Genomic DNA, 25,672 nt, shown 5'->3' on the forward strand with positions numbered 1-25,672 from the left:
ATGAACACGCTGGCGCATCCGCTCGAACCCGACGATACGACGCTGTCCAGCATGCTGTCGCATTTCAGGTTGCTCGAGCCGGTATTCGATGCAATGCCGGACGTCGTGTTCTTCGTCAAGGACGCCGACGCGCGGTATGCGCTCGTCAACCGCACGCTCGCTTCGCGTTGCGGCTTCAAGGAAAAGGCCGCGCTGCTCGGCAAGACTGCGGAAGACGTGTTTCCGCGCCGCTTCGGGCGCATCTATACCGCGCAGGACAAGGCGATCATCGGCGTCGGCAACCAGATGCTCGATCAGCTCGAACTGCATCTGTATCCGGGCCGTCAACCGGGCTGGTGCCTGACCTGCAAACAGCCGTTGCGCGATGCGACCGGCAAGGTGGTCGGCCTCGCCGGCATCTCCCGCGATCTGAAAGCCGACGAAAACAGCCACCCGGCCTACAGCCGGCTTGCCGCCGTCGTGCAGTCGATCCAGGAGAATTACGTGCAGCCGCTGAACCTGAAGCAGCTTGCGGCGATGGCGGACATGTCGGTCGCGCAGCTGGAGCGGTACTTTCACAAGGTGTTTCATCTGACACCGCGCCAGGTGCTCCTGAAAACGCGACTCGATGCGGCGACCGCGCTGCTGGTGTCGCACGACAAGGTCACCGACGTCGCGGCGCGTTGCGGCTACACCGATCACAGCGCGTTCACACGGCAATTCAAGGCGACCGTCGGCGTTACACCGACCGAATACCGGATGTTGCTGCACGGTACGCTACGCGGCTGAGCGGCGTCGGGCGTGTCATGGCGGGTCGCGCGCATCACTACTACGTGTACGTCGTCGCGCTCGACGACAAGGTGTGGAACGAGGCGCGCTTTCGTCGCGCGAATCCCGGTTACCGTTTCGACAAGCCGTGCGTGTACGTCGGCATGACGGGGCTTGACCCGGACTTGCGCTTCGATCGGCACAAGGCGGGCATTCAGGCGAATCGCTATGTGCGCGACTACGGCCTGCGTCTGATGCCCGAACTGTACGAAGTGTTCAACCCGATGCCTTACCGCGGCGCGCAGGATATGGAAGTGGAATTGGCGATCGGGCTGCGCGAGGCGGGGTATGGGGTGTGGCAGGCTTGAAAGGCTTGACGCGGCCGAATTCTGATCAGACGAATCGTGAAGTCTCTTTCCGATTGAGCTCGAAGGTACAGCTTCCAGTCATTGGTTTTTGCTCCGGAATTCCCTGCGGTGGCGGAGCAATGACTATTGCGTGTACGTCGGTGCCAGACAATCGGAGCGTTCTTAAAGATGCCTCGCATGTCTACGAAACTGATGCAGAAGCGCGGCGGTCTGATCTATCGCCAAAAACGTAGGCCACGCTCAATGGCTGTGCCTGAATAGAAAAAAGCCGCGTCAACGCAAAGCGCTGACGCGGCCTCAGATGACCGGGTCGCGAGCCGATCTGGTTACTTCACCCCAAGCCCTCGCAACACCGCATTACCCTCGGACGTCAGACGGATATGCGGCGTGCCCGCATCGTTCGAAACGGTCTCGACGAGACCTGCTTCGTAAAGCTGCGGAATTTCCGGTTTTGCGGATGCATCGATCGGCGCGTGCAGCAGCAGCAGCAGCGTCGCAAGTTCGTGATGGCTCAACAGACGGCGCAGGATAGTTGGCCGTTTGGCCGGTGTTTCGTTGGTTTTCGGTTCGGGCTGGTTCATGGAGCGCACCTGGTACGGGGACATGTCCGGGGATCTTGCGGACGAAGTCTTAAACGATTCTTAAGACCCCATTGTCCTGTAACACCGTGACATGAACGTTGCAATGGATCAGATTCCGGCGCCTGCAACTTCGCCTTTATGCGCCACAAAGCCTTATGGCGCGCAGGTTTTGCCTGCCGATTCGATCCACAGGTTGCTTACATGACGCTTGCCCGCATAGAAACGGTAAGTTGTCGCGCCGTTGTCGCTGCGTACCTTGACGATGTTCGAGTCGCCGAAGTCGAGCATCTGACCTTGCGGGATCCCGGTCGACTTGAACGCGGCGTTGTGATGATTGGCCATCTGCGTCAGACAGGCGACCACGTCGTCGACGGAACGCTGTGTCGTCGTGTCCGTGACGGGTTCGCCGGAATCCGGGTCTTTCTGGAAATACGCGCAAGCGCTGAGCAGCAGCGAAAGGGACAGGACTGCAGCGAACTTCTTCATATCTCTCCTGGCGTTGATTCGGCGATTCGGCTGAGCAGGCGCCATTATATCGAGACGGCGAGCCTGCCCTGATCGGGGACGCAGGTCGCGTGCCTGAAAAGACGAAATCCGTATCGACGCGGCGACTTCCAATGACGAAGCCGCCGTCTGCCTCCGGGGTCCGCCCGTTACTTGCGCCGCTGCGCCTGCGCCGCGAGCCGCACCGCCGCATTGGCCGCGCCGTAGCCGTCGTAGCCGCCGCGCCGCTCGACGATCTCAAGGAAGAAGCGCTGGTCGAGTTGCTCCGTATAAGCGTGCAAAAACTCGCCGCCGCGTTCGTCGCGGTCGTACAGGATATTGTTCGCGCGCATCGCTTCGAGCAGCGTGTCGGACAGCGCGTAGCGGGCCGCCAGGTCGTCGTAGTAATTGCGCGGAATGCGCAGGATCGGCACGCCGTCGGCGACGAACTCGGGGATAGCGCTGAAGATGTCGCCGGTACTGAACGCGACGTGGTTCAGTCCGGAGCCGTGATACGTGTGCAGCGCCTCGGCCACCGCCGTATGGCGATCCACCGATGCATTCAGCGCGATCCGCACCGAGCCGTCGGGGCTGCGCAGCGCGCGGCTGCGCACGAGGCCGTACGGATCGGGAACGAGCACCCCCGGCTCGGCGAGGAAGCCGAACGCGGTGCGCAGAAACAGCACCCACGTATCGAGCGCACTCGCCGGCACCGACAGACACACGTGATCGATGCGCTCGAGCGGTCCCACCTCGGTCGGGCCGTTGACGTCGGTCAGCACGAAATCGGCCTCGAACAGCGTGGGCTGATCGGGCGTTTCGTCGACGAAATAGTTGAGGCTGCCATCCGGCGCCTGCACGGCCGGCAGCACGCGCTCGTTCGGCCCGATCTGGCCGGAGAACGGCGCGTAGCCAAAGCCGGCCGCGCGCTCGAATGCGTGGCTCGCGTCATCGACACGAAATGCCGATGCGCACAGCGACAAACCATGCTGCTGAAAAAACGCGTTCGCGAACGAATCGGGCTCGGCGTTCAGCACGATCGAGGCCGCGCCGTGCTGATACAGCGTCACGTCCTTCGAGCGATGCTGGCCGGCCTGGCGAAAGCGCAGCTTGCCGAGCCAGTCGGCTAGCTGCGTGCGCGTGGTGTCATCGACCGCGAATTCGAGGAACTGATAGCCGACGTGCGCGGGCGCGGCGGGCGAGCGGTACAGGCCGCCTGTCGTCTTGCGCGGCTGCTGTTGCTCCTCGAGCAGCGCGCGAGTTTGCTCTTCGAGGAACAACAACGAGCGATGGCCATCGGCGGCCGTGATCGTGGTGGGGGCGGCGCGAAAGCCGTCGTTGAAGATTTCCAGCGAAAGCGGGCCCTTGTAGCCAGCTTTGACGACCTGCGCGGTGAAGTTGGCGAGATCGAAGTCGCCCTGGCCCGGGAAGCAGCGGTAGTGGCGGCTCCATTCGAGCACGTCCATCGCAAGCTTCGGCGCGTCCGCGATCTGCACGAACGCGATGCGCTCGCCAGGAATGTCGGCGATCGCGTCGGGCGTGTCGTTCAGCGACAGCGTGTGAAAGCTGTCGAGCACGAGCCCGAGATTCGGATGATTCACGGCGTCGACAAGCTTCCACGCGTGGCGATAGGTCTTTACGTGCCTGCCCCAGGCGAGCGCTTCGTAACCGGCGACCACGCCAGCCGCTTCGGCCGCGCGGGCGAGCGCGCCCAACTGGTCGATCATCAGCGAGTCGTCGCAGATCGTGTCCGGCGACACGTTGCTGCACACGAGGATGCGGTCCGTGCCTAGGTCGTGCATCACGTCGAACTTGCGCTTCGCGCGGTCGAGATTACGCTCCAGCCGTTCGGGACTGACGCCGTCGAAATCGCGAAACGGCTGGAACAGCATGATCTTCAGGCCGAGGTCGTCGGCGATGCGGCGCACGTCGGCGGGCGAGCCGTCGAAATACAGCAGGTCGTTCTCGAAGATTTCGACACCTTCGAAGCCCGCGGCGCGGATCGCGCTCAGCTTCTCGACGAGGGTGCCGCTAATCGACACGGTGGCAATCGAACGTTGCATGAACGGCTCCTGCAAAAACGGACAAACGAGGGGGAAACCAGCAGAAAAACCGCGGCGGCGCGCCTGGTTGCGCGGCCTGCCGGGCTTGCTGCAATGCGCAAAAATGAGCTAGTTCGTTATGCACTGGAGCAAGACGCAGGCCAGAATTCCCCACACTACCTCGGGGAGCTTCGATAGTCTATACAAACTAACTAGATGGTACAAATTCGTAGAAACCCCGAATGACGACGGCGGCCGATGCGCGCACACTTCGCCATGCGTCGAAGAACCGCCGCGGGTGCCGCGGTTCGAGTCGCGCCTTATTTTGCGGGAGTCGTTGTCATGAGCTTTGCCTCCGTACTGGTCCTGAACGGACCGAACCTCAATCTGCTCGGCACGCGCGAGCCGGCCATCTACGGCGCGGAAACGCTCGACGACGTCGCGAAGCTGTGCCGCGACGCGGGCGAGCGCCTCGACCTCGCGATCGACTTCTGCCAGTCCAACGCCGAGCATCAGCTGATCGACTGGCTGCACGCGGCGCGCACCAAGGTCGACGGCATCGTGATCAATCCGGCCGCTTACACCCATACGTCGGTCGCGATCGCCGACGCATTGAGCGCGATCGAAAAGCCCGTCATCGAGGTGCATATCTCGAACGTGCATCGGCGCGAAGCGTTCCGGCATCACTCGTACGTGTCGGCGGTGGCGGACGCGATCATCGTCGGCTGTGGCACGCAGGGCTATGTGCTCGCGCTGGAACGGATGGCGACGATTCTTAAGAATAGGGCGGCGAAATGAACACTCAAGCGAACACTCGGGGAAATTCCCGAACCGACGCGCAGATTGCCGCGTTGGCCAATGCGCAGGCGAGCTTGCGGGCCACTCCCCACTCCTTTCTGGTCGGCCTGATCGGCTCGGGCATCAGCGGTTCGCTCACGCCCGCGATGCACGAGGAAGAGGGCAGCAAGCTCGGACTGCACTATGTCTATCGACGCATCGATCTCGATGCGCAGAAGCTCGACACCGCCGCGCTGCCGGAGCTGCTGACGGCGGCCGAACGGATGGGTTACAACGGCCTGAACATCACGTATCCGTGCAAGCAGGCGGTGATTCCGCTGCTCGACGAACTGTCCGACGACGCCCGCGCGCTCGGCGCGGTCAACACCGTGCTGTTCAAGGACGGCAAGCGTATCGGTCACAACACCGACTGGTCCGGCTTCGCGCGTGCGTTCCAGCGCGGCCTGCCGGACGTGTCGCTGGAACGCGTCGTGCAGCTTGGCGCCGGCGGCGCCGGCGCGGCGGTCGCGCACGCGGCGCTGAACATGGGCGCGCAGTCGCTGACGCTGTTCGACGTCGATGCCGCCCGTGCGCAGTCGCTCGCCGACGAGTTGCAGGCGCGTTTCCCGAAAGCCAAGGTCAGCGCGGGCACGTCGCTCGAAGAATCGCTCTGCGTCGCGCAAGGCCTGATTCACGCTACGCCGACCGGTATGGCTAAAATGCCGGGCCTGCCGCTGCCGGCCGAATTGCTGCACCGCGACCTGTGGGTCGCCGACATCGTCTATTTCCCGATTCGCACCGCGCTGCTGCAGGCGGCCGAGGCGCTTGGCTGCCGCACGCTGAGTGGCGGCGGCATGGCGGTCTACCAGGCGGTCGACGCCATGCGTATTTTCACGGGGCTCGAGCCGGACGCCGAGCGCGTCTACACACACTTTCAATCGTTGTTGCAACGCTAACCGGCCGCGTAGAGACCGGCACCCAAGCTGATCGAGGAGACAAGCACGACATGACGCAATCGTTCCAATCCAGCTCCGCGGGCTCGCCCGCGCAGAACAAGGCGGCGAGCCCCGCGCGCCGTTCGAAAGCCCGTTACAAGATCCTCGCGCTGCTCGCGGTCGGCACGATGATCAACTATCTCGACCGCACCGTTCTCGGCATCGCGGCACCGCAGCTGACGAAGGAGCTCGGCATCAACGCCGCGCTGATGGGCCTGCTGTTCTCCGTGTTTTCGTGGAGCTACGTGGCCTCGCAGATTCCCGGCGGCCTGTTTCTCGACCGCTTCGGCAGCAAGCTCACATACTTCCTGTCGATGACGTTCTGGTCGCTCTGCACGCTCGCGCAAGGGCTCGTGGGGGGCATCGGCGGCCTGTTCGCCTTCCGTCTCGGCCTTGGCGTTTCGGAGGCGCCATGCTTTCCGACCAATAGCCGCGTGGTCGCCACGTGGTTTCCGCAAAGCGAGCGCGCGATGGCGACCGGCACCTACACGGTCGGCGAATATATCGGCCTCGCGTTTTTCAGCCCGTTCCTGTTCATGCTGATGGGCGCATTCGGCTGGCGCTCGCTGTTCCTCGTGGTCGGCGGCGTCGGTATCGCGTTCGGCGTGGTGTGGTGGCTGCTGTATCGTGAGCCGCGCGATCATCCGTCGGCGAATCAGGAAGAGCTCGACTATATCGAGGCGGGCGGCGGTCTCACGCAACGCAACAAGGATGTCGCGGGTGCCGCCGCGGGTGCAGCCGATACGGCGGCATCGAAGAAGAGCGGCTTCCAATGGCGCACGATTGGCCAGCTGCTCAAGCATCGCCAGTTGACCGGCATCTGCCTCGGCCAGTTCGCGGGCAATTCGACGCTGGTGTTCTTCCTCACATGGTTCCCGACGTATCTCGCCACCGAACGTCATATGGCGTGGCTGAAGATCGGCTTCTTCGCGATCATGCCGTTCATCGCGGCTTCGATCGGCGTGATGTTCGGCGGCCTGTTCTCCGACTGGCTGCTGCGCCGTGGCAAATCGGCGAACGTCGCGCGCAAGCTGCCGATCATCGCGGGTCTGCTGCTCGCGTCGACGATCATTCTCGCCAACTATGTCGAGAGCAACGTCGTGGTGATCGCGATTCTGTCGGTGGCGTTCTTCGCGCAGGGCATGGCCGCGCTCGGCTGGACGCTGGTGTCGGATATCGCGCCCGAGGGCTTGCTCGGCGTGACTGGCGGCATCTTCAATTTCGCCGCGAACCTGGCGGGTATCGTGACGCCGCTCGTGGTGGGCCTGATCGTCGCGGCGACCGGTTCATTCGTGGGCGCGCTGGTATTTATCGGTGTCATCGCGTTGATCGGCGCGCTGTCGTATATCTTCGTCGTCGGCGATATCAAGCGGATCGTGCTGGTGGATTGAGTCTTCCCGCTGAGCCGTCGCTTCATGTGACGGTCGTAGTTCCCTTCGAATCCCCGGTTGTCGTCGCGGTGCGGCGGCAACCACGTCGACTGCCGTCACCGGTTTGCCGGGGCAGTAAGCCGCTGAACGCGCTGCGTTTCTCGAAGCGATAAAAAACGGGATGTGGCTTTCGCCACATCCCGTTTCCTTTTCAGCCGGTCGCCGCGCAACCGGCGTCAATCGTCCTTCTTCACGAACCGCAAGATCGCATCGACGATCATCGCCCGATGCCGCGCCCGCAGCCGCGGATGCGACGGATCGCGCCCAAACGCGGTGCCGAACGTATGCCGGTTGCCCACCCGATGGAAACACAGCGAGCTGATCATCAGATGCAGATCGATCGGATCGATGTCGCTGCGGAACTGGCCGGCCGCGATGCCGCGCGCGAGCAGATCCTCGATCGTGTGAATCACGGTGACGTTGCGTCCTTTGAACGTCTTGACCTGCTCGACGTACTTCGCGCCGTGAATGTTTTCGATCGTCACGAGGCGCACGAAATCGCGCTGGCGGTCGTGGTAGTCGAACGTGAATTCGACCAGCGCGCGCATGCCTTCGACCGGATCGAGTTCGCTGATGTGCAGGTCCTGTTCGAGCGCGCGAATGTCTCCATACACCTTTTCCAGCACCGCCTGGTACAACCCTTCCTTGCTGCCGAAGTAGTAGTACAGCATGCGCTTGGTGGTGTTCGTGCGTTCCGCGATCGCATCGACGCGGGCACCCGTCAGCCCCATCGCGGAGAACTCCTGGGTCGCGACGTCGAGGATGTTGCGCTTAGTCTGCTCGGGATCGTATTTGCGTGGGGCGTCGGTACGCCTGGCGCCGGTACGTCGCGCGTCGGCGTGCGGCGTGCCAGACACGATGCCGTTGGTATCAGGCTCGGCGGCCTTGCTTCCCTTTTTCATTGTGGTTTCGAGCGGCAGTGACGGCGCATTCTAGCATGGCGAAATGGGCCTCTGGCGTGGGTCCCGGGCATCGGCGAAGGCATCTCGAAGGAGCTTGCGTGGCGCTTACGCGACCGGGCGCGTGGGCCGGCGGCGCGCGGCGAGCGCGTCGCGTGTTTGCATCGCGGTGTACGTGAGCTGCGCGGCCGCGAGGCCGAGCGCGCCGTATGTGCGCGTGAGGCCGAAGGTCGCGAACGCATCAGGCACCGGCCGTTCACCGGAGATAGCCGCGGCCAGCAGTTCGCCCGACACCGTGGTCGGCGCCATGCCGTGTCCGCCGAAACCGACCGCGTACCAGACTCCGTCGGTGCTTTGGCCGATCTGCGGCATCTTGTGTCGCGCGTAGCTCATCAGGCCGCCCCACGCGTGCTCGATTCGCACGTCGCGCAGTTGCGGATAGACCTTCAGCAGGTCCTGTCGTAACAGTCGCGCGATCGCCTCGGGCTCGCGGTCGCGCACGGAGATGCGGCCGCCCCACAGGATGCGCGTGTCGGGCAAGGGGCGGTAGTAGTCGAACGCGAAGCGGGTGTCATAGATCGCGGCGCGCGTGGCGATTGCGTCGTGCAAGCGTTCGCCGAGCGGCTCCGTTGCCATCACGTAGGTGGCGATAGGCAGCACCGCGCGCTCGACGCGCGCGTACACGTTGCGTGCATAGCCGCCGCCCGCCATCACGACGTGACGCGCGTCGAGCGCACCTTGCGGCGTCTCGACGACGAAGCCCGCGCCGTCGCGCCGCAAGCTGACGACCGGCGAGCGCTCGTGTATCGTCACGCCCGCTTGCGCGGCCGCCGCGGCGACGCCGATAACGTACTTGAGCGGATGAAAATGGAACGCGTTGCGCTCGAACAGGCCGCCGTGATAGCGGCTCGTTTTCAGATGCGCGGCGAGTTCGTTGGCAGCGATCGGTTCCCAGTCGACGCCGAACGAATCGCGCATCAAACGCCGTTGCGCTTCGAGACGCACCGGTTCGTCGAACCAGTTCGCGAGGATCACGCCGGCATCGGTCGCGTCGCAGTCGATCCGATAGCGCGCAATTCGCTTGCGCATCAGCTCGACCGCGTCGGTGGTCAGCGCATAGAGTTCGCGCGCGCGAGTCGGCCCGAGCGTCTTCAGCAGGTCGGCGCAATCGAGGCTGTAGCCGCCGAACACGAAGCCGCCGTTGCGTCCCGATGCGCCGAAGCCGACCTGCTGCGCCTCGAGCACGACGACGTCTTCGACGCCGCGTTCGGCGAGTCCCAGCGCGGTGGAGAGTCCCGCAAGTCCGCCGCCGACGATGCAGACGTGCGCGCTGCGTCGGCCGTTGAGCGGCGCATAGGCGGAGGAGCGGGTGACGGTGGCTTCGTAGAAACTTTGCATGGGGCGGGCGCGAGCTTGTGGGCACGCCCTAGGTTAGCGGCAATCGCGTGTGCCCGTCCAGCCCGCGTGAGCCCGCACGTCGACAGGCGCCCCGCCGCGCTTCGTTCTGCGTTATCGACTCCAGCGCAACACCAGCGGATCGAGCCGGCGTGCGATCTTCAACAGTCCTTCGCGCGTCGCCGGATGCATCTGCGGCAACGGGTGACGCACCGCGTCCGAACCAATCACGCCGCCTTCCTTCATCAGCGCCTTGCACGATGCGAGGCCGCCCTGGCGATTCTCGTAGTTGATCAGTGGCAGCCACTGCTGATAGTGCGCGGCGGCGGCCTCGGTATCACCGGCCGCATAGGCATCGACGATCAGGCGGATGCCATCGGCATAACCGCCGCCCGTCATCGAGCCGGTCGCGCCCGCATCGAGGTCGGCCATCAGCGTGATCGCTTCCTCGCCGTCCCACGGACCGACGATCGCGTCGCCGCCCAGTTCGATCAGCTCGCGCAGCTTGTTCGCGGCCTGCGGCGTTTCGATCTTGAAGTACGACACGTTGTCGATCTCGCGCGCCATGCGAGCGAGGAACGGCGCGGACAACGGCGTGCCGCTGACCGGCGCGTCCTGGATCATGATCGGAATCTGGATGGCATCGGACACCGTACGATAGAACTCGTAGATGCCGCGCTCGCCGATGCGGATCGTCGCGCCGTGATACGGCGGCATGACCATCACCATCGCGGCGCCCGCGGCCTGCGCTGCGCGGCTGCGCTCCGCGCACTGGTACGAGCTGAAATGCGTGGTCGTCACGATCACCGGCACGCGGCCCGCGACGTGTTCGAGCGAGAGATGCATCAGTGTGTTGCGCTCGTCGTCGGACAGCGCGAACTGCTCGGAGAAGTTCGCGAGAATGCACAGACCGTTCGAGCCGGCGTCGATCATGAAATCGAGGCAGCGCTTCTGGCCTTCGAGGTCGAGACGCCCGGCGCCGTCGAAGATCGTCGGCACGACGGGGAAGACGCCGCGCAGGGCGGGAGAGTGTGACGCTTGGCTCATGGCGATGTGGTCCGTACGGGGATGGAAGGATTGCGCTCGAGCCCGCGAACGGGCGGCGCAACTGCATGAATGTCTCCTTCGGCGACTATACGGCGCTGGGCCTCGCGGGTATATTGAATTGTTTCCATATCGTGATCGCTTTTGCGACTCACCCCATCGATGAAAGACACGCTCAACGTCCTGCTGTCGAAGCTGCGCATGAAGCAACTGCATCTGCTGATCGCGCTCGACGATCACAAATCGCTGCACAAAGCGGCCGGCGTGATGTCGATGACGCAATCGGCGGCGAGCAAGGCGCTGCAGGAACTCGAATCGATGCTCGACGCGCCGCTTTTCGAGCGCTCGAAAAGCGGCATGATCCCGAACCAGCTCGGTCATTGCGTGATCCGATATGCGCGCGTCGTGACGTCGGACCTCACCGCGCTCTGCCAGGACGTCGCCGAAATTCGTTCGGGGCGTGGCGGGCGGCTCGCGCTCGGCGCGATCATGGGCGCGATTCCCGACTGCGTGGTGCCCGCGCTGAATCAATTGCATGCGGCGCAACCGGGTCTGTCGATCGAAGTGGTCGAGGACACCAGCGCACGAATGCTCGCGCAGCTCGACGACGGGCGGCTCGATCTGGTGGTTGGCCGAGCGGCGGTCGCGGCCGATCCGTCGAAGTATCAGTATCGTCCGCTCGGCGACGAGCCGTTGGCGGTGGTGGTTGGTTATCAGCATGCGCCGTTGCCGCGCCGCGAGATGATGTTGCGCGATCTCGCCGGGCATCGCTGGGTCATGTATCCGTCACATATGCCGCTGCATGCGCTGCTCGAACGCGAGATGGATCTCGCCGGCCTCGACATGCCCGACAATCCGATTTCGACGGCTTCCACGTTTGTGACAGTTGCACTGCTGCAAAGCAGCGCCGAACTCGTTTCGCTGCTGCCGAGTGCAATTGCTGGGCCGTTCGTGCGGCACAGGATGCTGCGCGTCGTGCCGGTCAGGCTCAAATCGCCATCGCAGACGTTCGGCATTGTCACGCGCAAGGGCGGCGTGCTGTCGCCGCCGGCGGAACGGTTTATCGCGCTGTTGCATGCACAGACGAAAGCGCGAATTTAGGCGCTGCGCAAACAGGTTGCTCAGCTGTCCGCCCGGTTGCCGGTAAGAATGCCAGCGAAAAATCGACTTTCTTTCGGCAAGGCCCGCCAGAAACGGCAAAACCGCCCGAAAAGGCGGTTTGTTATTCGTGTGAAAAGAGCTTCAATATCTCATGCCGGTTCGCGTTTTGTCATCCGACGCCAGCGGGTGTTGTAGCCGCGACACTGTCGCATCAATCCGAACCGATGAGGGTTTCTCGTTCCGAGCTACACTGGTTTGAATGAACTGAGCCAGGCTCGACACCCTGGCCATCGCTCGGGGAGAGCAGCCATGAATCGGCCACCGCTTCGGTTTCCGCTTCGCGTGACCAGCACCGTGCCCGTGCGGAGTTGGCGTTGGCTCAAATGGGGGCTTGCCGCGGTTTTGCTGCTCGCGGTGGCGCTGATTGCGCGGCTCGTGCAGATCGAGATCGAGACCTCGCGACTGCAGGCGCGGTACCTTTCCGAGCTGACCCGCGACGTCGCTTTTTCGGTCACCGACGGTCCCAGTCATTCCATCCGCTTTCCGCAAGCCGACAAGGGCCCGTACGACGCGCGCCTCGGCTACGCGCTGTTGCCGGCTATCCAGCAGCGTCTGTTGCAACATGGCTTCGAAATCAGCTCGCAGGCGCGCGATTCAGAACGCATGCTTTCGCTAGCCGATGACGGCCTGTTCCTGCCTTACGACGAAAAAGACACGGCCGGCCTGCAACTGTTCGACGGCACCGGCGTGCCGCTATACAGCGCTCAGTTTCCCGGTCGCGTGTACGACAGCTTCGGCGCGATTCCGCCGCTCATGGTGGACTCGCTGCTGTTCATCGAAGACCGCTATCTGCTCGATCCGGATCAGCCGAACCGCAATCCGGCGATCGACTGGGGGCGCTTCAGCCGCGCGCTCGTCGACCAGGGCGCGCGCGTGTTCAATCGTCATCAGCAGACGCCCGGCGGCAGCACGCTCGCGACGCAGATCGAGAAATTCCGTCACTCGGCGGGGGGCCGCACCGCGACGCCGCCGGAAAAGCTGCGGCAAATCGCGTCGGCGTCGGTGCGCGCTTATCTGAACGGGCCGCAAACGCTGCCCGCGCGCGAACAGATCGTAGTCCATTATCTGAACTCGGTGCCGCTTGCCGCGCAGCCCGGCGTCGGCGAAATCAACGGTATCGGCGATGGGCTCGCCGCCTGGTATGGGCGCGATTTCCGCGAGACCAACCGGCTGCTGAAGGCGCCGTCGACTGATGCAAATCTCCCCGATCAGGGGCTGGCGTTTCGCGAAGTGCTGTCGCTGATGATCGCGCAGCGCGCGCCGTCGTTTTTTCTGCAGCGCGGCTATCCCGAGCTCGAACGGCTGACCGACAGCTATCTGCGGCTGCTCGCTAGTGGCGGCGTGATCACTGAGCAGTTGCGCGACGCGGCGCTGGCGGCGCACGTCGAACTGTATCGCGCGCCGCGCAGCACACCGGATCTCGGTTCGTTCGTGTCGCGCAAGGCCGTCACGTCGATGCGCTCGCATCTGCTCGCCGCGCTCGGCGTGCGTAGTTTCTATGAACTGGACCGCCTCGACGTGCAGGCGACAGGCACGCTGAACAATGACGTGCAACAAGCCGTTGCCGAGCGCCTCGCCGCCGCCGCGACGAAAGACGGCGCGAAGGCCGCGGGTCTCGTCGGCTACGAAATGTTGCGCGGGTCCGACGATCCGTCGCATATCGCCTACAGCTTCACGCTGTTCGAGCGGCACGGCGACGCGAACCTCGTGCGCGTGCAGACCGATAGCGTGAACCAGCCGTTCGACATCAATTCCGGCGCGCGCCTGAACCTCGGCTCGACCGCGAAACTGCGCACCGTCATCACGTATCTGCAGATCGTCACCGATTTGCACACACGTTACGCATCGCTGAGCAATGCCGAGCTGAAGGCGCTCACGCCCGATCCGAACGATCGGCTGACGCGCTGGGCGATCGACTATCTGCTGCACACCCGCGACCATTCGTTGCAGCCTATGCTCGACGCCGCCGTCGAGCGCAAATACTCGGCGAGCCCGGGCGAAACGTTCTTTACGGGCGGCGGCGCGCAGACTTTCGCGAACTTCGAGTCCGACGACAACAGCCGCATCCTGACCGTGCATCGCGCGTTCCAGCATTCGGTGAACCTCGTGTTCGTGCGGCTGATGCGCGATATCGTGCACTATGAAATGGTGCAGACCACCGGGCCGTCGTCGCAATGGCTCGGCGATCCGGCGACCCGCAAGATGTACCTGACGCGTTTCGCCGATCAGGAAAGCCGCGTGTACATGAAGCGTTTCTATACGAAGTACCACGGCAAGACGCCTGATCAGCAGATCACCCTATTGCTGCTCGGGGTGCGCAAGTCGCCCCCGAAAGTGGCGACCGCGTTGCGCAGCGTCGCGCCGGATCAATCGAACGCGTGGTTCAACAGGATGATGTACGCGGCCCTGAAGAACACGCCGGCGGCTTCGATGCTCGACGACGAAGATCTCGCGAATCTGTACGACAAGTACGGCATCAACCGCTTCAATCTGAACGACCGCGGCTATATTTCGAGTGTGCATCCGCTCGAACTATGGACGCTGAACTACCTGCGCTCGCATCCGGATGCGACGCTTGCGCAGATCGAAGCCGCGAGCCAGGACGTGCGCCTGTCGACTTACTCGTGGCTGTTCAAGACGCGCTATCACGTGACCCAGGATCACCGCATCAAGCGCATGGTCGAGCTGCGCGCCTACGACGCGATCGGCAAATCTTGGCAGGCGCTCGGCTATCCGTTCGCGTCGCTGACGCCGTCGTATGCGGCGGCGATCGGCGCGTCGGGCGATCGTCCGGCGGCGCTCGCGCAACTGATCGGCGTGATCGCGAACGGCGGCAACAAGGTGCCTACCGAAACGCTGACGCAAATCGACTTCGCGAAAGATACGCCGTACGAAACGCATTTCAGGCGCGCGGTGGTCGCGCCGCAGCAGCAGGTGTCGCCGGAGATCGCCGGGGAGGTGCGGATGCTGTTGCGCGACGTCGTGACGGGTGGCACCGCGAGGCGTCTCGCGCAAGGCATGACGTTCCCGAACGGCGAAACGCTCGAAGTCTATGGCAAGACCGGCACCGGCGATCAGCGCTTGAACGTGTACGCGAAGGGCGCGCGGTTGATCGAGTCGCGCAAGGTGAATCGCAGCGCGACCTTCGTGTTCGCTCTCGGCGACCGCTTCTACGGCACGTTGACCGCATGGGTGCACGAGCCGTATGCCGCGCGTTACGACTTCACGAGCGCGCTGGCGGTGCAGTTGCTGAAGTCGATGGCACCGGCGTTGCAGCCGTTGCTCGACAAGCCGGTTCAAACAACCGTGACGGCGGCGCCGGCGGGATCGACGCCTGCCGCGACGAAAGTTGCCGCGCAGTGAATCGCTCACCGCTCGTCATAACCCGTCTCCGACGCCGCCGGCTTCAGGAACAGCTCATGAACCGGCGCGAAATGCGCATATAGCGGCAGAATCGCACCGCCCATCGCGCGGGCGTCGGCGCCGATCGCGCCTTCGAGCAATTGCGGCCGCACCATCCCTTCCCATTCGAAACGATCGAGCACGCGCTCGGTGCGACGAATGATCTCGCGCAGCAATAGCCGGTCGAACTCGCCGTCGATCACGACGGCTTCGAGATCGAGCAACGCGGCCGCATTGGTTAGCGCGTTCGCGATCGCCGGGCACGCGGTGTCGAGCCATCGCTCGGTATGCCGCCACAACTCGGGCGACAACGCGCGATGATCATGCGCCGCGGCCGCCGGCGCGCCCGCATCGCTGAACAGTTGTTCGAGTACGAAGCCCGATGCCGCGTGCAGCAACTGCCGCGCGGGTTTGCGTGCGCTGCCTTCGCGCAGCGGGATCGAACCGACCGCGCCCGCGTTGTCGTGCGGACCGCCATGCAGACGTCCGTCGATCACGAGACCCCCGCCGATGAACGTGCCAACGAACAGATACAGGAAGTTGTGGATGCCGCGGCCCTGGCCCATCACGAGTTCGGCCGCGCACGCGGCCGTGGTGTCTTTGGCGAACTCGACGGGCAGGCCGGTTATCGTCGCGATGCGGGCGCGCAGATCGATGTCGTTCCAGGCGTCGAGCGCGTCGGGCGGCGCGCCGAGAAAGTCGCGCCAACCGCCGAGCCACAACGGCGCGGCGACACCGACGCCGACCACCTTGTCCGCCTTCGCGCCGAGCGTCTGGTTCACGCGCGCGAGTTTGGTTTCGAGCGCGGGGAACAGCGCGCGCGGATCGGGATACGCATACTCGAATACGTCGCGGCATACGATGCGCCCGGCGAAGTCCATCGCGAGCACGTCGAGACTGCGGCGTCCGACCTTGATGCCGATCGTGTACGCGCCGTCCGCGCACAACGCGATCGGCACCGACGGCTGGCCGATCTTGCCGCGCAGGCGCGCCTGCTTTTCGAGCAGGCCGTCGGCGATCAACCGGTCGACGATCATCGACACCGTCTGCATCGAAAGACGCGTGAGGCGGCCGACCTCGGCCTTCGGCAGTGGTCCATGCAAGCGGATCGTTTGCAGCACGATGCGCTCGTTGAATTGCCGCATGCCAACCTGATTCGAACCGACCGTGCGTTTGACCGGCGAACGCCTGCTGGTGCTGGGGGTGTCCATTGTCGTGTACCGGCCTCGTGGCTCAGCGGATTGAGCGGCGCGTCATGCGATCGCCTTCACGTCGGCTGTCTTCGCGCCGGTCATGATCGCGACCGCTTCCGACATGTGCACATCCTTCGTATTGACGAGCGCCGCGCGCCGGCCGAGCCGCTGGATATGGATGCGGTCCGCGATCTCGAACACGTGCGGCATGTTGTGGCTGATCAGAATTACCGGCAGGCCACGCTCGCGCACGCGCCGGATCAGTTCGAGCACCATGTTGCCTTCCTTCACGCCGAGCGCGGCGGTGGGCTCGTCCAGAATCACCACGTGGCGCGCGAATGCCGCGCTGCGTGCAACGGCGACCCCCTGGCGCTGGCCGCCGGACAGCGTTTCGACCGCCTGGCGCATCGAGCGGATGCCGATTTGCAGATCCTTCATGGCCGCGGTCGCTTCCTCGAGCATGCGGCGCTTGTCGATCATCTTGAACAGCGAGCCGCGCCAGCCGGGCTTCAGCAATTCGCGGGCGAGAAACAGGTTTTCGGCGATGCTCATCGCCGGCGCGACGGCGAGTTCCTGGTACACGGTCTCGATGCCTTGTGCGCGCGCATCGAGCGGACTGCGGAACTTGACCGGTTTGCCGTCGAGCAGAATCTCGCCTTCGTCGGGCACCGTGGCGCCGGAGAGTGCCTTGATCAGCGACGATTTGCCCGCGCCGTTGTCGCCGATCACCGCGAGGATCTCGCCGGGCAGCACTTCGAAATCGCAACCGTCGAGCGCGGTCACGTTGCCGTAGCGTTTGACGAGCCCGCGTGCCTGCAGAACCGGCATCGGAGCGGACGTGGAAGGGGAGGCGGAGGTCAACATGAGAGGGCTCCTGTGCGGGATCAACGGCCGCGGTGCGAGAGTTTATCGGCGGCGACCGCGAGAATCACGAGGATGCCGGTGATCAATACCTGGTACACCGAGGAAACACCGATCAGCGTCAGGCCGTTACGGAATACGCCGACAATCAGCGCTCCAAGCAAGGTGCCGACGATCGAGCCGCGTCCACCGAACAGACTCGTGCCGCCGAGCACGACCGCGGTGATGCTGTCGAGGTTCTCGGTTTGCCCGGCCTGCGGATCGCCGACACCGGTGCGCGCTACCGACAGCAGCGCGGCGATGCCGTAGATCGCGCCGGCGAGCGTGTAGACGGTCAGCAGAATCCGCTGGGACGACAGGCCCATCAGTCGCGCGGCCTCGGCGTTGTTGCCGAGCGCGTACAGATGCCGGCCGGGCACCGTGTCGCGCAGCACGAACCATGTGGCCAGATACATCAGCAGCGTCAGCACGGTGCCGTACGTGACTTCCGCCGGTCCGAGCCTGAACGTGCTGCCGAGGAACATGATCGCATCGGGCAGGTTCGACACGCTTTCCGCGTTCGAGTAGATCTGCGTGAGCGCAAACGCGATGTTCAGCGTACCCAGCGTGACGATGAACGCCGGCAACTTGATGCGCGTGATCAACAGACCGTTCAGTAAGCCGAACAAGGTGCTGGCGCCGATGCCGCACAGAATCGCGAGGATCGGCGGCACGCCGAGCACGACCGCGAACTTCGTCATGATGATCGAGCCGAAGGCCATCACCATGCCGCAGGACAGATCGATGCCACCGGTCAGCACGATCAGTGTCTGGCCGATCGCGATGACCGCGACGACCATCGTCTGTTGCAGGATCAGCGACAGGTTCTGGAACGATAGAAAACGGCTGCTCTGCGAGATAAAGAATGCGCAGGCCAGCACCAGCGCGATCAGCGGTCCGATTTCGGACAGCGACGGCAGGTGCTCGGTGAAAGACGGGCGCGGGCGGCCGGCGGGCGCGGAAGGGGTCGACATGATGGCAGTCCTCGGTACATGAGCGTGACGTGAAGGTCACGCGGCAAATCAATTGGCGGCCCGGTACGACGCGCAACGGGCCGCTGTGCAATGCGCGTTACTTGTTGCCCCAGCAGTTGTCGAGGCCGAACTTCGTGTCTTTGCTGTCGATGCCGGACATCGGCTTGTCGGTGATCAGCGTGACGCCGGTGTCCTGATAACCGGACACCTTCTTGCCGGTCTTCGCGTAGTCGACGCCGGCGGTGACGCCGAGCGCGGCCATCTTCAGCGGATACTGCTGCGAGGTCGCCGCGATCGCGCCGGCCTTCACGTTGCGTACGCCTTCGCAACCGCCGTCGATCGACACGATCATCACGCCCTTGTCCTTACCCGCTGCCTTCAGAGCGCGATACGCGCCGGCCGCGGCCGGTTCGTTGATCGTGTAGACCACGTTGATGTCGGGCGCTTTCTGCAGGCAGTTTTCCATCGCCGTCTGGCCTTTCGCCTGATCGCCGCGGGTGTCCTGGCTGCAAACGATCGACGCATCGCCTTCCTTGACGCCGAACCCTTCGAGGAAGCCGTTGTGGCGCAGCACGCCGACCGACACGCCCGGCGCGAGATCGAGCGTGGCGATCTTCGCGGGCTTGCCGTTCAGCGCGGCCTTCGCATATTTGCCGATCAGCACGCCGGCCTTGAAGTTGTCGGTGGCGAACAGGGCGTCGGTTGCGTCCTGCGGATCGGTCGGCGTATCGAGGGCGATGACCATCACACCGGCCGCGCGCGCCTTCTTGATGCTCGGCACGATCGCTTTGGTGTCGCTCGGCGTGATCAGGATTGCTTTCGCGCCGGCCGTCATCATATTTTCGATCGCGGTGACCTGACTCGCATTGTCGCCGTCGAACTTGCCGGCGGCCGTGATCAGTTTCGCGCCGTCTTTCGACGCGGCCGCGTCCGCGCCCTGGCGCATCTTGACGAAGAACGGGTTCGTATCGGTCTTCGTGATCAGGCCGACGACGGGCTGGTCGGCGGCCTGACTCGCGCTTGCGCACCACAGCGCCGCTGCCGCGGCGCACATCGACGCGATTGTCCTGGCGACAGGACGCCTGTGGGAATTCAGATTCATGAGACGCTCCTCCGGTTATTGGCAACGACGTATGGGACTGCAGATAGATCGAAACTGCGAAGCTGCGGGCTTGACGATTGACGATGACGCTTCGACGTAATGTGGTCCGAAGGAAATCGCCTAAATCACTTTGGTTGATTTAGTACAGCAGGCGCGCGACCGCTCGTCAAGGAAATGTGAAGCGCGGAAATTCGCCGCGCCGCGAACCGCGTGCAGGCTGAGAGCCTTGTGTGATAACGCTTTGGCGCTGTGTTGCAGTGCGAAGCGGCGCTTCTCGGCTTGGGGAAAGTCCTGGCCCGTATGAAAGCTGATTGAAATGCAAACGATGGTTTTTCAACGCAATTCGTGGTGCGTAACACGCTTTTTCGGTGGGCGCTGAATGTTTGCGAGAGATTGCGGCGGAACAGCGCTAGCTCGCCTCGACAGAATGCGAACCTTTCGGAGAGACCCATGCCTTCGCACTGGTGGCAGCGACGACTCGGCTCCCGCGCATCGCTGATCGCCGCCGCCCTCGTGATCGGCGTTCTGTACGCGGGCAGCACGATGGTCACGCCGCTTTATCCGCTCTATCAACGCCGGTTCGGCTTGTCCGATCTGACGATCACGCTCGTGTACGCGACCTACGTGATCGGCAATCTCGGCGCTTTGTTTCTATTCGGTCGCGTGTCCGACCAGGCCGGGCGCCGATCAGTGAGTCTGCTCGTGCTCGCAGCCGCGATCGCGAGCACGATGTGTTTTCTGTTCGCCACGCATGCGACGTGGCTTTTCGTCGCCCGAGCAGCGAGCGGCCTTGCGATCGGCGTCGGTGCCGCGACGGCGACCGCATGGATCGCGGAATTGCACGCCGGCGCCGACAAGGCGCCCGCCAGTCGTCTCGCCGCGGCGGTCAATCTGGCTGGGCTCGGCGTGGGACCGCTGCTGACCGGTCTGCTCGCGGAATTCGCGCCCTGGCCATTGCGCACGGTGTTCGTCGTTTATCTGTTGACGCTTCTGGTCACCGCGGCGTTGGCGGCGCTCGCATGCGAAACGGTCCAGGCGCGCGCCCGGACGTTTGCACAGGTGTCGTTCGCGCCACGCATCGGCGTGCCAGCGCAATTGCGCGTGGCATTCGTCGTGCCTGCCGTCACCGCGTTCGCGACCTTCGCGCTGCTCGGCTTTTTCGCGGCGCTGTTGCCCAATCTGATCGCGAACAGCATGCATCTGCACAGCCCCGCGCTGAGCGGGGCGCTCGTCGCCGAACTGTTCGCCGCGAGCACGATCACCGTGATGGTCACGTCGAAACTCGCCGCTCGCACCGCGATGTTCGCCGGACTGTGGCTGTTGCCGCCGAGTCTCGCGTTGCTGCTGTGGGCGCAGGTTGCCGCGTCGATCGTAGTGCTGAGCGCGGCGACGGCGCTGTGCGGCATCGCAGCGGCGCTCGGGTTTCGCGGCAGTTTGCAGGAGATCAACCGGATCGCGCCCGCGGACCAACGCGCCGAATTGCTATCGGCGTATCTGCTCTGCTGTTACACCGGCAACTCGTTGCCGGCGGTCGGCATAGCGCTGCTGTCGACCCGGGTCGGACATTTGTGGGCGAACGTCGCATTCGCGGCGGTTTCCGCGGTATTGGCCTGCATTGCGTTGGCGGTCGGTGCGCGTCGGCCTCGTCACGCGAGTTGACGCGCGGCAAGCTGGCCGAGCCTGGTCCAACTGCTACGAACTGCAACGTTGCGGCGCGGCGGCTGTAACCGCCACATCAACGCGAACGCGGTGCGGCCGTCGATGCGCGCACGACCAGTTTCAGCTCGGACGAAATCCGCATCGGCACGTGCGCCGGCAGGTCCCGCGCGGCGCGTCCCGGCTGTCCGTAGGAAGTCTCGATCAGCTCGCGCAGCAGTTCCACCGCAAGTCCGGCGACCTCGACCGTCGGCACCGCCACCGTCGTCAGTGCGGGGCGCGACTCGCGCGCGAGCTGGATGTCGGTGATGCCGATCACGGACAGATCGTCCGGCACGCACAGGCCGAGATCCGCGGCCGCGTGCATCGCGCCGAGCGCAGGCAAATCGTTGGTCGCGAAGATCGCGCTTAGTTGCGGATCGGCTTCGAGCAGCGCGCGCGCCGCCAGGTAGCCGCCGTGGATCGTGTCGAGCGCGTGCCGCACGCGATTTCTCGTCACACCGGCCGCGCGCAACGCGTCGACGAAACCTTCGTAGCGCGCCGCGTGAATGCCCGACGCCTTGCTGCCGACGATCGCACCAAAGCGCCGATGCCCGAGCTCGAGCAGATGCTCGCCGGCCAGTTGGCCGGCCAGCCGGAAATCGACCGCGACGCACGGCAGCCCGGGCGGCTCGGTGGGCCGCTCCCACATGCACAGCACGACCGGCGTGCCGCGCGCTTCGGTCTTGTGCAGATCGGCGAAATCGAGGTTCGCGTTGGTCACGAGCACGCCTTCCGACAAGGTGCCGGCGATCTGGTCGAGGTACGCGCGGCCGCTTAGCGGATCGTCGTTGGTATTGCAGATGATCACGAAGTGGCCGCTCGTGCGCGCAGCGCGTTCGACCGCGAGCGCGAACTCCGGATAGAACGGATTCGCGATGCTCGACACCATCAGCGCGAGCGTCGGCGCACGGCCCTCGGCGAGCGCGCGCGCGGCGAGATGCGGGCGATAGCCGAGCGCCGCGACTGCCTCGAGCACACGTTGCCGGGTCGTTTCGCCAACGCGGCCGCGATTGCGCAGCACGTTGGACACCGTGGCTGACGTGACGCCGGCATGACGAGCGACTTCGCTGAGTGTGGGCATGATATGGTCAGTATTTGGGATGGCTGTCCGACATTTGCATCGCGGCGCGAGGCGCGGCAACATCTGTCGTCAAACCAAGGTACAAAACGATATCGGAGACAGACCCAACGATCGCTTGCGATCGATTTTTCGGTCGCGCTGATTAAGCGCTTAATCTCCGACTTCGCGCCGATTAAATCACGGAGTCGATGCAATGGCGAGCATTTCGTTACGAGGCGTGCAGAAGGCATATGGCGACGGTGCGCCGGTGATTCGCAACGTCGATCTGGACATCGGCGAAAACGAGTTCTGCGTGTTTCTCGGCCCCTCAGGCTGCGGCAAGTCCACGCTGCTGCGCATGATCGCCGGTCTCGAGGATGTGACCGACGGCGACCTGTCGATCGGCGGGAAGATCGTCAACGACGTGCCGGCCGCGCAGCGTGGCGTAGCGATGGTGTTCCAGAGCTATGCGCTGTTTCCGCACATGAGCGTGTTCGAGAACATGGCGTTCGGCCTGAAACTCGCGAAGACCCCGAAGGATGAAATCGAGCGCAAGGTGCGCGAAGCCGCGCGCATCCTGCAACTCGAGGCACTGCTCGAGCGCAAGCCGAAGGCGCTATCGGGCGGGCAGCGGCAGCGCGTCGCGATCGGCCGCGCGATCGTTCGCGAGCCCGGCGTGTTTCTGTTCGACGAACCGCTGTCCAATCTCGATGCAACCTTGCGCGGACAAACGCGCGTCGAAATCGCGCGCCTGCATAAGCAGTTTGCGAAGGCGAGCGTGGTCTACGTGACGCACGATCAGATCGAAGCGATGACGCTCGCCGACAAGATCGTGCTGCTGCATTCGGGCAAGGACACCGAACGCTACGGCAGCATCGCGCAAATCGGCGCCCCGCTCGAGCTGTATCACCGCCCGAAAAGCCGCTTCGTGGCCGGCTTTATCGGCTCGCCCCGAATGAATTTCCTGCCGGGCAAGGTGGCGTCACTCGATGCGCAGGGCGTGCGCGTCACGCTCGATCACACCGGCGAGAACGTGCGCGTGCCGGTCAGCAGCGCCGGATTGCAGCCAGCGCAGCCGGTCACGCTCGGCGTGCGTCCCGAGCATCTCGAGTTCGTCGATGCAGCGGCCACGACGAATGAGGGCGTGTCGCAAGACGGCGCGCTCGCGCGCACCGTATCGCTCGTCGAGCAGCTTGGCGAACACAGCTACGTGCACCTCGATCAACCCGGCGGCGCCGTTCTGATCGCCAAGGCGCCCGGCAACACGCGCCTCGCTCCAGGCGATCGCGCGAGCCTGCGGGTGCCGTCCACGGCCTGTCATCTGTTTACCGAGGACGGTTTCGCGGCCGCTTCGCTCGAATCCGTCGAACACTACGCTTGAAAAACATTGGGGACATAGGGATGCGTCTTGGAGTCTGTTATTACCCGGAGCACTGGCCCGAGTCGATGTGGGACGACGACGCGCGCCGGATGAAAGCGCTCGGCATCGAGCAGGTGCGGGTTGCGGAATTCGCCTGGAGCCGGATCGAGCCGACTCCCGGCGAATACGACTGGGGCTGGCTCGATCGCGCCGTCGACGTGCTCGGCGCGGCTGGCCTGAAGGTCGTCATGTGTACGCCGACCGCGACGCCGCCGAAGTGGCTGATCGATCGTCATCCGGAGATCCTGCCGGTCGGCGCCGATGGACGTCCGCGCGGGTTCGGCTCGCGGCGTCATTACGACTTCTCGTCGCCCGCGTATTTCGAGGCGTCGCGACTTATTTGCACGGCGGTGGCCGAGCGTTACGGCAAGCATCCGGCGGTCGCTTTCTGGCAGACCGATAACGAATTTGGCTGTCATCACACGGTGGTCAGCTATTCGCCAGCCGCGGTCGCGCGCTTTCGCGAGTGGCTGAAGGCGCGTTATCGCACGATCCAGGCGTTGAACGAGGCGTGGGGCACGGTGTTCTGGAGCATGGAGTACCTCGGCTTCGAAGAAATCGACGCGCCGGTCGGCACCGTGACCGAGGCGCATCCTTCGCATCGTCTCGACTACCGACGCTTCGCATCCGACGAAGTGGCGCGCTACAACCGCATGCAGGTCGAGATCATTCGCGCGCATTCGCCGGGACGGCCGGTCGCGCACAACTTCATGCAGCTCTTCACCGAGTTCGATCACTACAAGGTCGCGGCCGATCTCGACGTCGCAACGTGGGACAGCTATCCGCTCGGCGCGCTAGAAGAGCAGTGGTTCGCGCCGGACATCAAGGCGCGCTGGTTGCGCACTGGTCATCCGGACTTCGCGTCGTTCAATCACGACGTGTATCGCGGCATGTCGAAGCTGCCGTTCTGGGTGATGGAGCAGCAGCCGGGACCGGTGAATTGGGCGCAGTGGAATCCGGCGCCGCTGCCGGGCATGGTGCGGCTGTGGAGCTGGGAAGCGTTCGCCCACGGCGCGGGCTGCGTGTCGTATTTCCGCTGGCGTCAGGCGCCGTTCGCGCAGGAGCAGATGCATGCGGGCCTCAATACGCCCGATAACCGGCTCGACGTCGGCGGCAATGAAGCATCGCGGGTGGCGTCGGAAATTCACGCGGTGCTCGCCGCGAGTGCCGACGCGAATGCGTCGATCCGCTCGAAAGTCGCGCTCGTCTACGACTATGAAGCGAAGTGGTTGTTCGAGATTCATCCGCAGGGCGCGGACTTTCACTATCCGCGGTTCGCATTCGAGTACTACTCGGCTTTGCGCGCGCTCGGACTCGACGTCGATGTCGTACCGGCCGATGCATCGTTCGATGGTTATAGCCTCGTCGTCGTGCCGCCGCTGCCGGTCGTGCCCGACGATTTCGCCGAACGTCTCGCACGCTCGGGCGCGCAGGTCGTGTTCGGTCCACGCACCGGCTCGAAGACGTGCGAGCTGCGGATTCCGGCGAATCTGCCGCCTGGCGCATTGACGTCGGTGCTGCCGCTGCGCGTGTGGCGCGTCGAATCGATGCGGCCGAACGTGACCGAGGCGGTGGTGCTCGAACAGCAGGGCGGTGCCGCCGAGGGCTTCGCGCGACACTGGCGCGATTTCATCGACAGCGATGCATCATCTTCATTCGACGTGCGCGCGCGTTTCGCGGACGGTCACCCCGCGTACGTGCGAAGCGGCGCATATCACTACTTTGCGAGCCTGTTCGACGACGCCTTGACGGTGCGCCTGTTCGCGCGGATCGCGCAGGAAGCGGGCCTCGAAACGCAGGCACTCGGCGACAGCGTGCGCATCAGCCGTCGCGGCGGACTGACGTATGTGTTCAACTATGGCGATCGAACCCACACGCTCGACGACATTTCCGACGACGCATTCGTGATCGGCTCCCGGGAGGTGGCGCCGCAAGGGGTAGCGGTCTACCGCTCGCAATAGAAGTCCGGCCTAGGCAATTCCACGCAGTCATTCGATATAG

Annotated in this window: 21 protein-coding genes; 10 read left to right on the top strand and 11 right to left on the bottom strand. The window is 64.3% G+C overall.

Annotated elements, in window-relative coordinates; all coding sequences use genetic code 11:
• Both OKW44_RS15780 and OKW44_RS15785 read left to right on the top strand, forming a co-directional pair.
• Positions 1 to 768 (top strand): AraC family transcriptional regulator, encoded by a 768-nt coding sequence (locus OKW44_RS15780; RefSeq protein WP_018423420.1) that lies wholly within the window; start codon positions 1 to 3, stop codon positions 766 to 768.
• A 17-nt stretch (positions 769 to 785) separates the two neighbouring features.
• Positions 786 to 1,115: a hypothetical protein gene (locus OKW44_RS15785; RefSeq protein WP_018423419.1), complete on the top strand. Its 330-nt coding sequence runs from the start codon at positions 786 to 788 to the stop codon at positions 1,113 to 1,115.
• A 326-nt stretch (positions 1,116 to 1,441) separates the two neighbouring features.
• On the opposite strand, the gene OKW44_RS15790 is transcribed toward OKW44_RS15785, so the two are convergent.
• The 3 genes from OKW44_RS15790 to OKW44_RS15800 form a co-directional block, all read right to left on the bottom strand.
• Entirely contained in the window at positions 1,442 to 1,696 is a 255-nt protein-coding gene (locus OKW44_RS15790) for a hypothetical protein (protein WP_018423418.1), read from the bottom strand.
• A gap of 153 nt (positions 1,697 to 1,849) precedes the next feature.
• A complete protein-coding gene (locus tag OKW44_RS15795) occupies positions 1,850 to 2,182 on the bottom strand; it encodes a hypothetical protein (protein WP_018423417.1) in 333 nt (110 codons plus the stop codon).
• Positions 2,183 to 2,349: 167 nt separating this feature from the next.
• Positions 2,350 to 4,242 carry a bifunctional sugar phosphate isomerase/epimerase/4-hydroxyphenylpyruvate dioxygenase family protein gene (locus OKW44_RS15800; RefSeq protein ID WP_018423416.1) on the bottom strand — a complete coding sequence of 631 codons (1,893 nt, stop codon included), beginning with the start codon at positions 4,240 to 4,242 and terminating at the stop codon, positions 2,350 to 2,352.
• A gap of 321 nt (positions 4,243 to 4,563) precedes the next feature.
• Here OKW44_RS15800 and aroQ point away from each other — a divergent pair, with 321 nt between their 5' ends.
• Genes aroQ through OKW44_RS15815 form a run of 3 tightly spaced genes read left to right on the top strand, consistent with a single transcriptional unit; the run spans position 4,564 to position 7,384 of the window.
• Positions 4,564 to 5,019 (top strand): type II 3-dehydroquinate dehydratase, encoded by a 456-nt coding sequence (gene aroQ, locus OKW44_RS15805; protein WP_018423415.1) that lies wholly within the window; start codon positions 4,564 to 4,566, stop codon positions 5,017 to 5,019.
• Positions 5,016 to 5,954 carry a shikimate dehydrogenase gene (locus OKW44_RS15810; protein ID WP_018423414.1) on the top strand — a complete coding sequence of 313 codons (939 nt, stop codon included), beginning with the start codon at positions 5,016 to 5,018 and terminating at the stop codon, positions 5,952 to 5,954. Before aroQ ends, OKW44_RS15810 begins: the two co-directional genes overlap by 4 nt.
• A 50-nt stretch (positions 5,955 to 6,004) precedes the next feature.
• Entirely contained in the window at positions 6,005 to 7,384 is a 1,380-nt protein-coding gene (locus OKW44_RS15815; RefSeq protein ID WP_018423413.1) for an MFS transporter, read from the top strand.
• A gap of 215 nt (positions 7,385 to 7,599) precedes the next feature.
• Here the strand turns inward: OKW44_RS15815 and OKW44_RS15820 are convergent, their stop codons facing one another.
• The 3 genes from OKW44_RS15820 to OKW44_RS15830 form a co-directional block, all read right to left on the bottom strand.
• A complete protein-coding gene (locus OKW44_RS15820) occupies positions 7,600 to 8,325 on the bottom strand; it encodes a TetR/AcrR family transcriptional regulator (RefSeq protein WP_018423412.1) in 726 nt (241 codons plus the stop codon).
• Positions 8,326 to 8,430: 105 nt separating this feature from the next.
• Entirely contained in the window at positions 8,431 to 9,720 is a 1,290-nt protein-coding gene (locus tag OKW44_RS15825; RefSeq protein ID WP_018423411.1) for an NAD(P)/FAD-dependent oxidoreductase, read from the bottom strand.
• Between the two features lie 111 nt (positions 9,721 to 9,831).
• A complete protein-coding gene (locus OKW44_RS15830; RefSeq protein WP_018423410.1) occupies positions 9,832 to 10,764 on the bottom strand; it encodes a dihydrodipicolinate synthase family protein in 933 nt (310 codons plus the stop codon).
• A gap of 159 nt (positions 10,765 to 10,923) precedes the next feature.
• Here OKW44_RS15830 and OKW44_RS15835 point away from each other — a divergent pair, with 159 nt between their 5' ends.
• Both OKW44_RS15835 and OKW44_RS15840 read left to right on the top strand, forming a co-directional pair.
• Positions 10,924 to 11,862, top strand: a complete 939-nt coding sequence (locus tag OKW44_RS15835; protein WP_018423409.1) for a LysR family transcriptional regulator — start codon at positions 10,924 to 10,926, stop codon at positions 11,860 to 11,862.
• Positions 11,863 to 12,171: 309 nt separating this feature from the next.
• A complete protein-coding gene (locus OKW44_RS15840; RefSeq protein WP_018423408.1) occupies positions 12,172 to 15,285 on the top strand; it encodes a transglycosylase domain-containing protein in 3,114 nt (1,037 codons plus the stop codon).
• 5 nt (positions 15,286 to 15,290) lie between these two features.
• On the opposite strand, the gene OKW44_RS15845 is transcribed toward OKW44_RS15840, so the two are convergent.
• The 4 genes from OKW44_RS15845 to OKW44_RS15860 all read right to left on the bottom strand — a co-directional run bounded on the left by OKW44_RS15845 (position 15,291) and on the right by OKW44_RS15860 (position 19,493).
• Positions 15,291 to 16,535, bottom strand: coding sequence for an ROK family transcriptional regulator (locus tag OKW44_RS15845; RefSeq protein ID WP_018423407.1), 1,245 nt, complete (start codon positions 16,533 to 16,535; stop codon positions 15,291 to 15,293).
• A 42-nt stretch (positions 16,536 to 16,577) separates the two neighbouring features.
• Entirely contained in the window at positions 16,578 to 17,381 is an 804-nt protein-coding gene (locus tag OKW44_RS15850; protein WP_026226333.1) for an ATP-binding cassette domain-containing protein, read from the bottom strand.
• A gap of 20 nt (positions 17,382 to 17,401) precedes the next feature.
• Positions 17,402 to 18,391, bottom strand: a complete 990-nt coding sequence (locus OKW44_RS15855) for an ABC transporter permease (protein ID WP_018423405.1) — start codon at positions 18,389 to 18,391, stop codon at positions 17,402 to 17,404.
• 97 nt (positions 18,392 to 18,488) lie between these two features.
• Positions 18,489 to 19,493, bottom strand: coding sequence for a sugar ABC transporter substrate-binding protein (locus OKW44_RS15860; protein ID WP_026226332.1), 1,005 nt, complete (start codon positions 19,491 to 19,493; stop codon positions 18,489 to 18,491).
• 450 nt (positions 19,494 to 19,943) lie between these two features.
• On the opposite strand from OKW44_RS15860, the gene OKW44_RS15865 reads away from it, so the two are divergent.
• Positions 19,944 to 21,152, top strand: a complete 1,209-nt coding sequence (locus OKW44_RS15865) for an MFS transporter (RefSeq protein ID WP_018423403.1) — start codon at positions 19,944 to 19,946, stop codon at positions 21,150 to 21,152.
• Positions 21,153 to 21,228: 76 nt separating this feature from the next.
• Here OKW44_RS15865 and OKW44_RS15870 read toward each other — a convergent pair whose 3' ends face one another.
• A complete protein-coding gene (locus OKW44_RS15870; RefSeq protein ID WP_018423402.1) occupies positions 21,229 to 22,272 on the bottom strand; it encodes a LacI family DNA-binding transcriptional regulator in 1,044 nt (347 codons plus the stop codon).
• Positions 22,273 to 22,465: 193 nt separating this feature from the next.
• On the opposite strand from OKW44_RS15870, the gene OKW44_RS15875 reads away from it, so the two are divergent.
• Together OKW44_RS15875 and OKW44_RS15880 are read left to right on the top strand one after the other, a co-directional pair.
• Positions 22,466 to 23,632, top strand: a complete 1,167-nt coding sequence (locus OKW44_RS15875) for an ABC transporter ATP-binding protein (RefSeq protein ID WP_018423401.1) — start codon at positions 22,466 to 22,468, stop codon at positions 23,630 to 23,632.
• 20 nt (positions 23,633 to 23,652) lie between these two features.
• On the top strand, positions 23,653 to 25,632 hold the full coding sequence (locus OKW44_RS15880; RefSeq protein WP_026226331.1) for a beta-galactosidase: 1,980 nt from the start codon (positions 23,653 to 23,655) through the stop codon (positions 25,630 to 25,632).
• The last annotated feature ends 40 nt before the right edge of the window (positions 25,633 to 25,672 follow it).

Source organism: Paraburkholderia lebeckiae (genome assembly GCF_050436325.1).
Taxonomy (GTDB): Bacteria; Pseudomonadota; Gammaproteobacteria; order Burkholderiales; family Burkholderiaceae; genus Paraburkholderia; species Paraburkholderia tuberum.

Coding starts and splice junctions, on each gene's coding strand:
- OKW44_RS15780 (WP_018423420.1), top strand. CDS start 1: ATGAACACGCTGGCGCATCCGCTCGAACCCGACGATACGACGCTGTCC.
- OKW44_RS15785 (WP_018423419.1), top strand. CDS start 786: ATGGCGGGTCGCGCGCATCACTACTACGTGTACGTCGTCGCGCTCGAC.
- OKW44_RS15790 (WP_018423418.1), bottom strand. CDS start 1,696: ATGAACCAGCCCGAACCGAAAACCAACGAAACACCGGCCAAACGGCCA.
- OKW44_RS15795 (WP_018423417.1), bottom strand. CDS start 2,182: ATGAAGAAGTTCGCTGCAGTCCTGTCCCTTTCGCTGCTGCTCAGCGCT.
- OKW44_RS15800 (WP_018423416.1), bottom strand. CDS start 4,242: ATGCAACGTTCGATTGCCACCGTGTCGATTAGCGGCACCCTCGTCGAG.
- aroQ (WP_018423415.1), top strand. CDS start 4,564: ATGAGCTTTGCCTCCGTACTGGTCCTGAACGGACCGAACCTCAATCTG.
- OKW44_RS15810 (WP_018423414.1), top strand. CDS start 5,016: ATGAACACTCAAGCGAACACTCGGGGAAATTCCCGAACCGACGCGCAG.
- OKW44_RS15815 (WP_018423413.1), top strand. CDS start 6,005: ATGACGCAATCGTTCCAATCCAGCTCCGCGGGCTCGCCCGCGCAGAAC.
- OKW44_RS15820 (WP_018423412.1), bottom strand. CDS start 8,325: ATGAAAAAGGGAAGCAAGGCCGCCGAGCCTGATACCAACGGCATCGTG.
- OKW44_RS15825 (WP_018423411.1), bottom strand. CDS start 9,720: ATGCAAAGTTTCTACGAAGCCACCGTCACCCGCTCCTCCGCCTATGCG.
- OKW44_RS15830 (WP_018423410.1), bottom strand. CDS start 10,764: ATGAGCCAAGCGTCACACTCTCCCGCCCTGCGCGGCGTCTTCCCCGTC.
- OKW44_RS15835 (WP_018423409.1), top strand. CDS start 10,924: ATGAAAGACACGCTCAACGTCCTGCTGTCGAAGCTGCGCATGAAGCAA.
- OKW44_RS15840 (WP_018423408.1), top strand. CDS start 12,172: ATGAATCGGCCACCGCTTCGGTTTCCGCTTCGCGTGACCAGCACCGTG.
- OKW44_RS15845 (WP_018423407.1), bottom strand. CDS start 16,535: ATGGACACCCCCAGCACCAGCAGGCGTTCGCCGGTCAAACGCACGGTC.
- OKW44_RS15850 (WP_026226333.1), bottom strand. CDS start 17,381: ATGTTGACCTCCGCCTCCCCTTCCACGTCCGCTCCGATGCCGGTTCTG.
- OKW44_RS15855 (WP_018423405.1), bottom strand. CDS start 18,391: ATGTCGACCCCTTCCGCGCCCGCCGGCCGCCCGCGCCCGTCTTTCACC.
- OKW44_RS15860 (WP_026226332.1), bottom strand. CDS start 19,493: ATGAATCTGAATTCCCACAGGCGTCCTGTCGCCAGGACAATCGCGTCG.
- OKW44_RS15865 (WP_018423403.1), top strand. CDS start 19,944: ATGCCTTCGCACTGGTGGCAGCGACGACTCGGCTCCCGCGCATCGCTG.
- OKW44_RS15870 (WP_018423402.1), bottom strand. CDS start 22,272: ATGCCCACACTCAGCGAAGTCGCTCGTCATGCCGGCGTCACGTCAGCC.
- OKW44_RS15875 (WP_018423401.1), top strand. CDS start 22,466: ATGGCGAGCATTTCGTTACGAGGCGTGCAGAAGGCATATGGCGACGGT.
- OKW44_RS15880 (WP_026226331.1), top strand. CDS start 23,653: ATGCGTCTTGGAGTCTGTTATTACCCGGAGCACTGGCCCGAGTCGATG.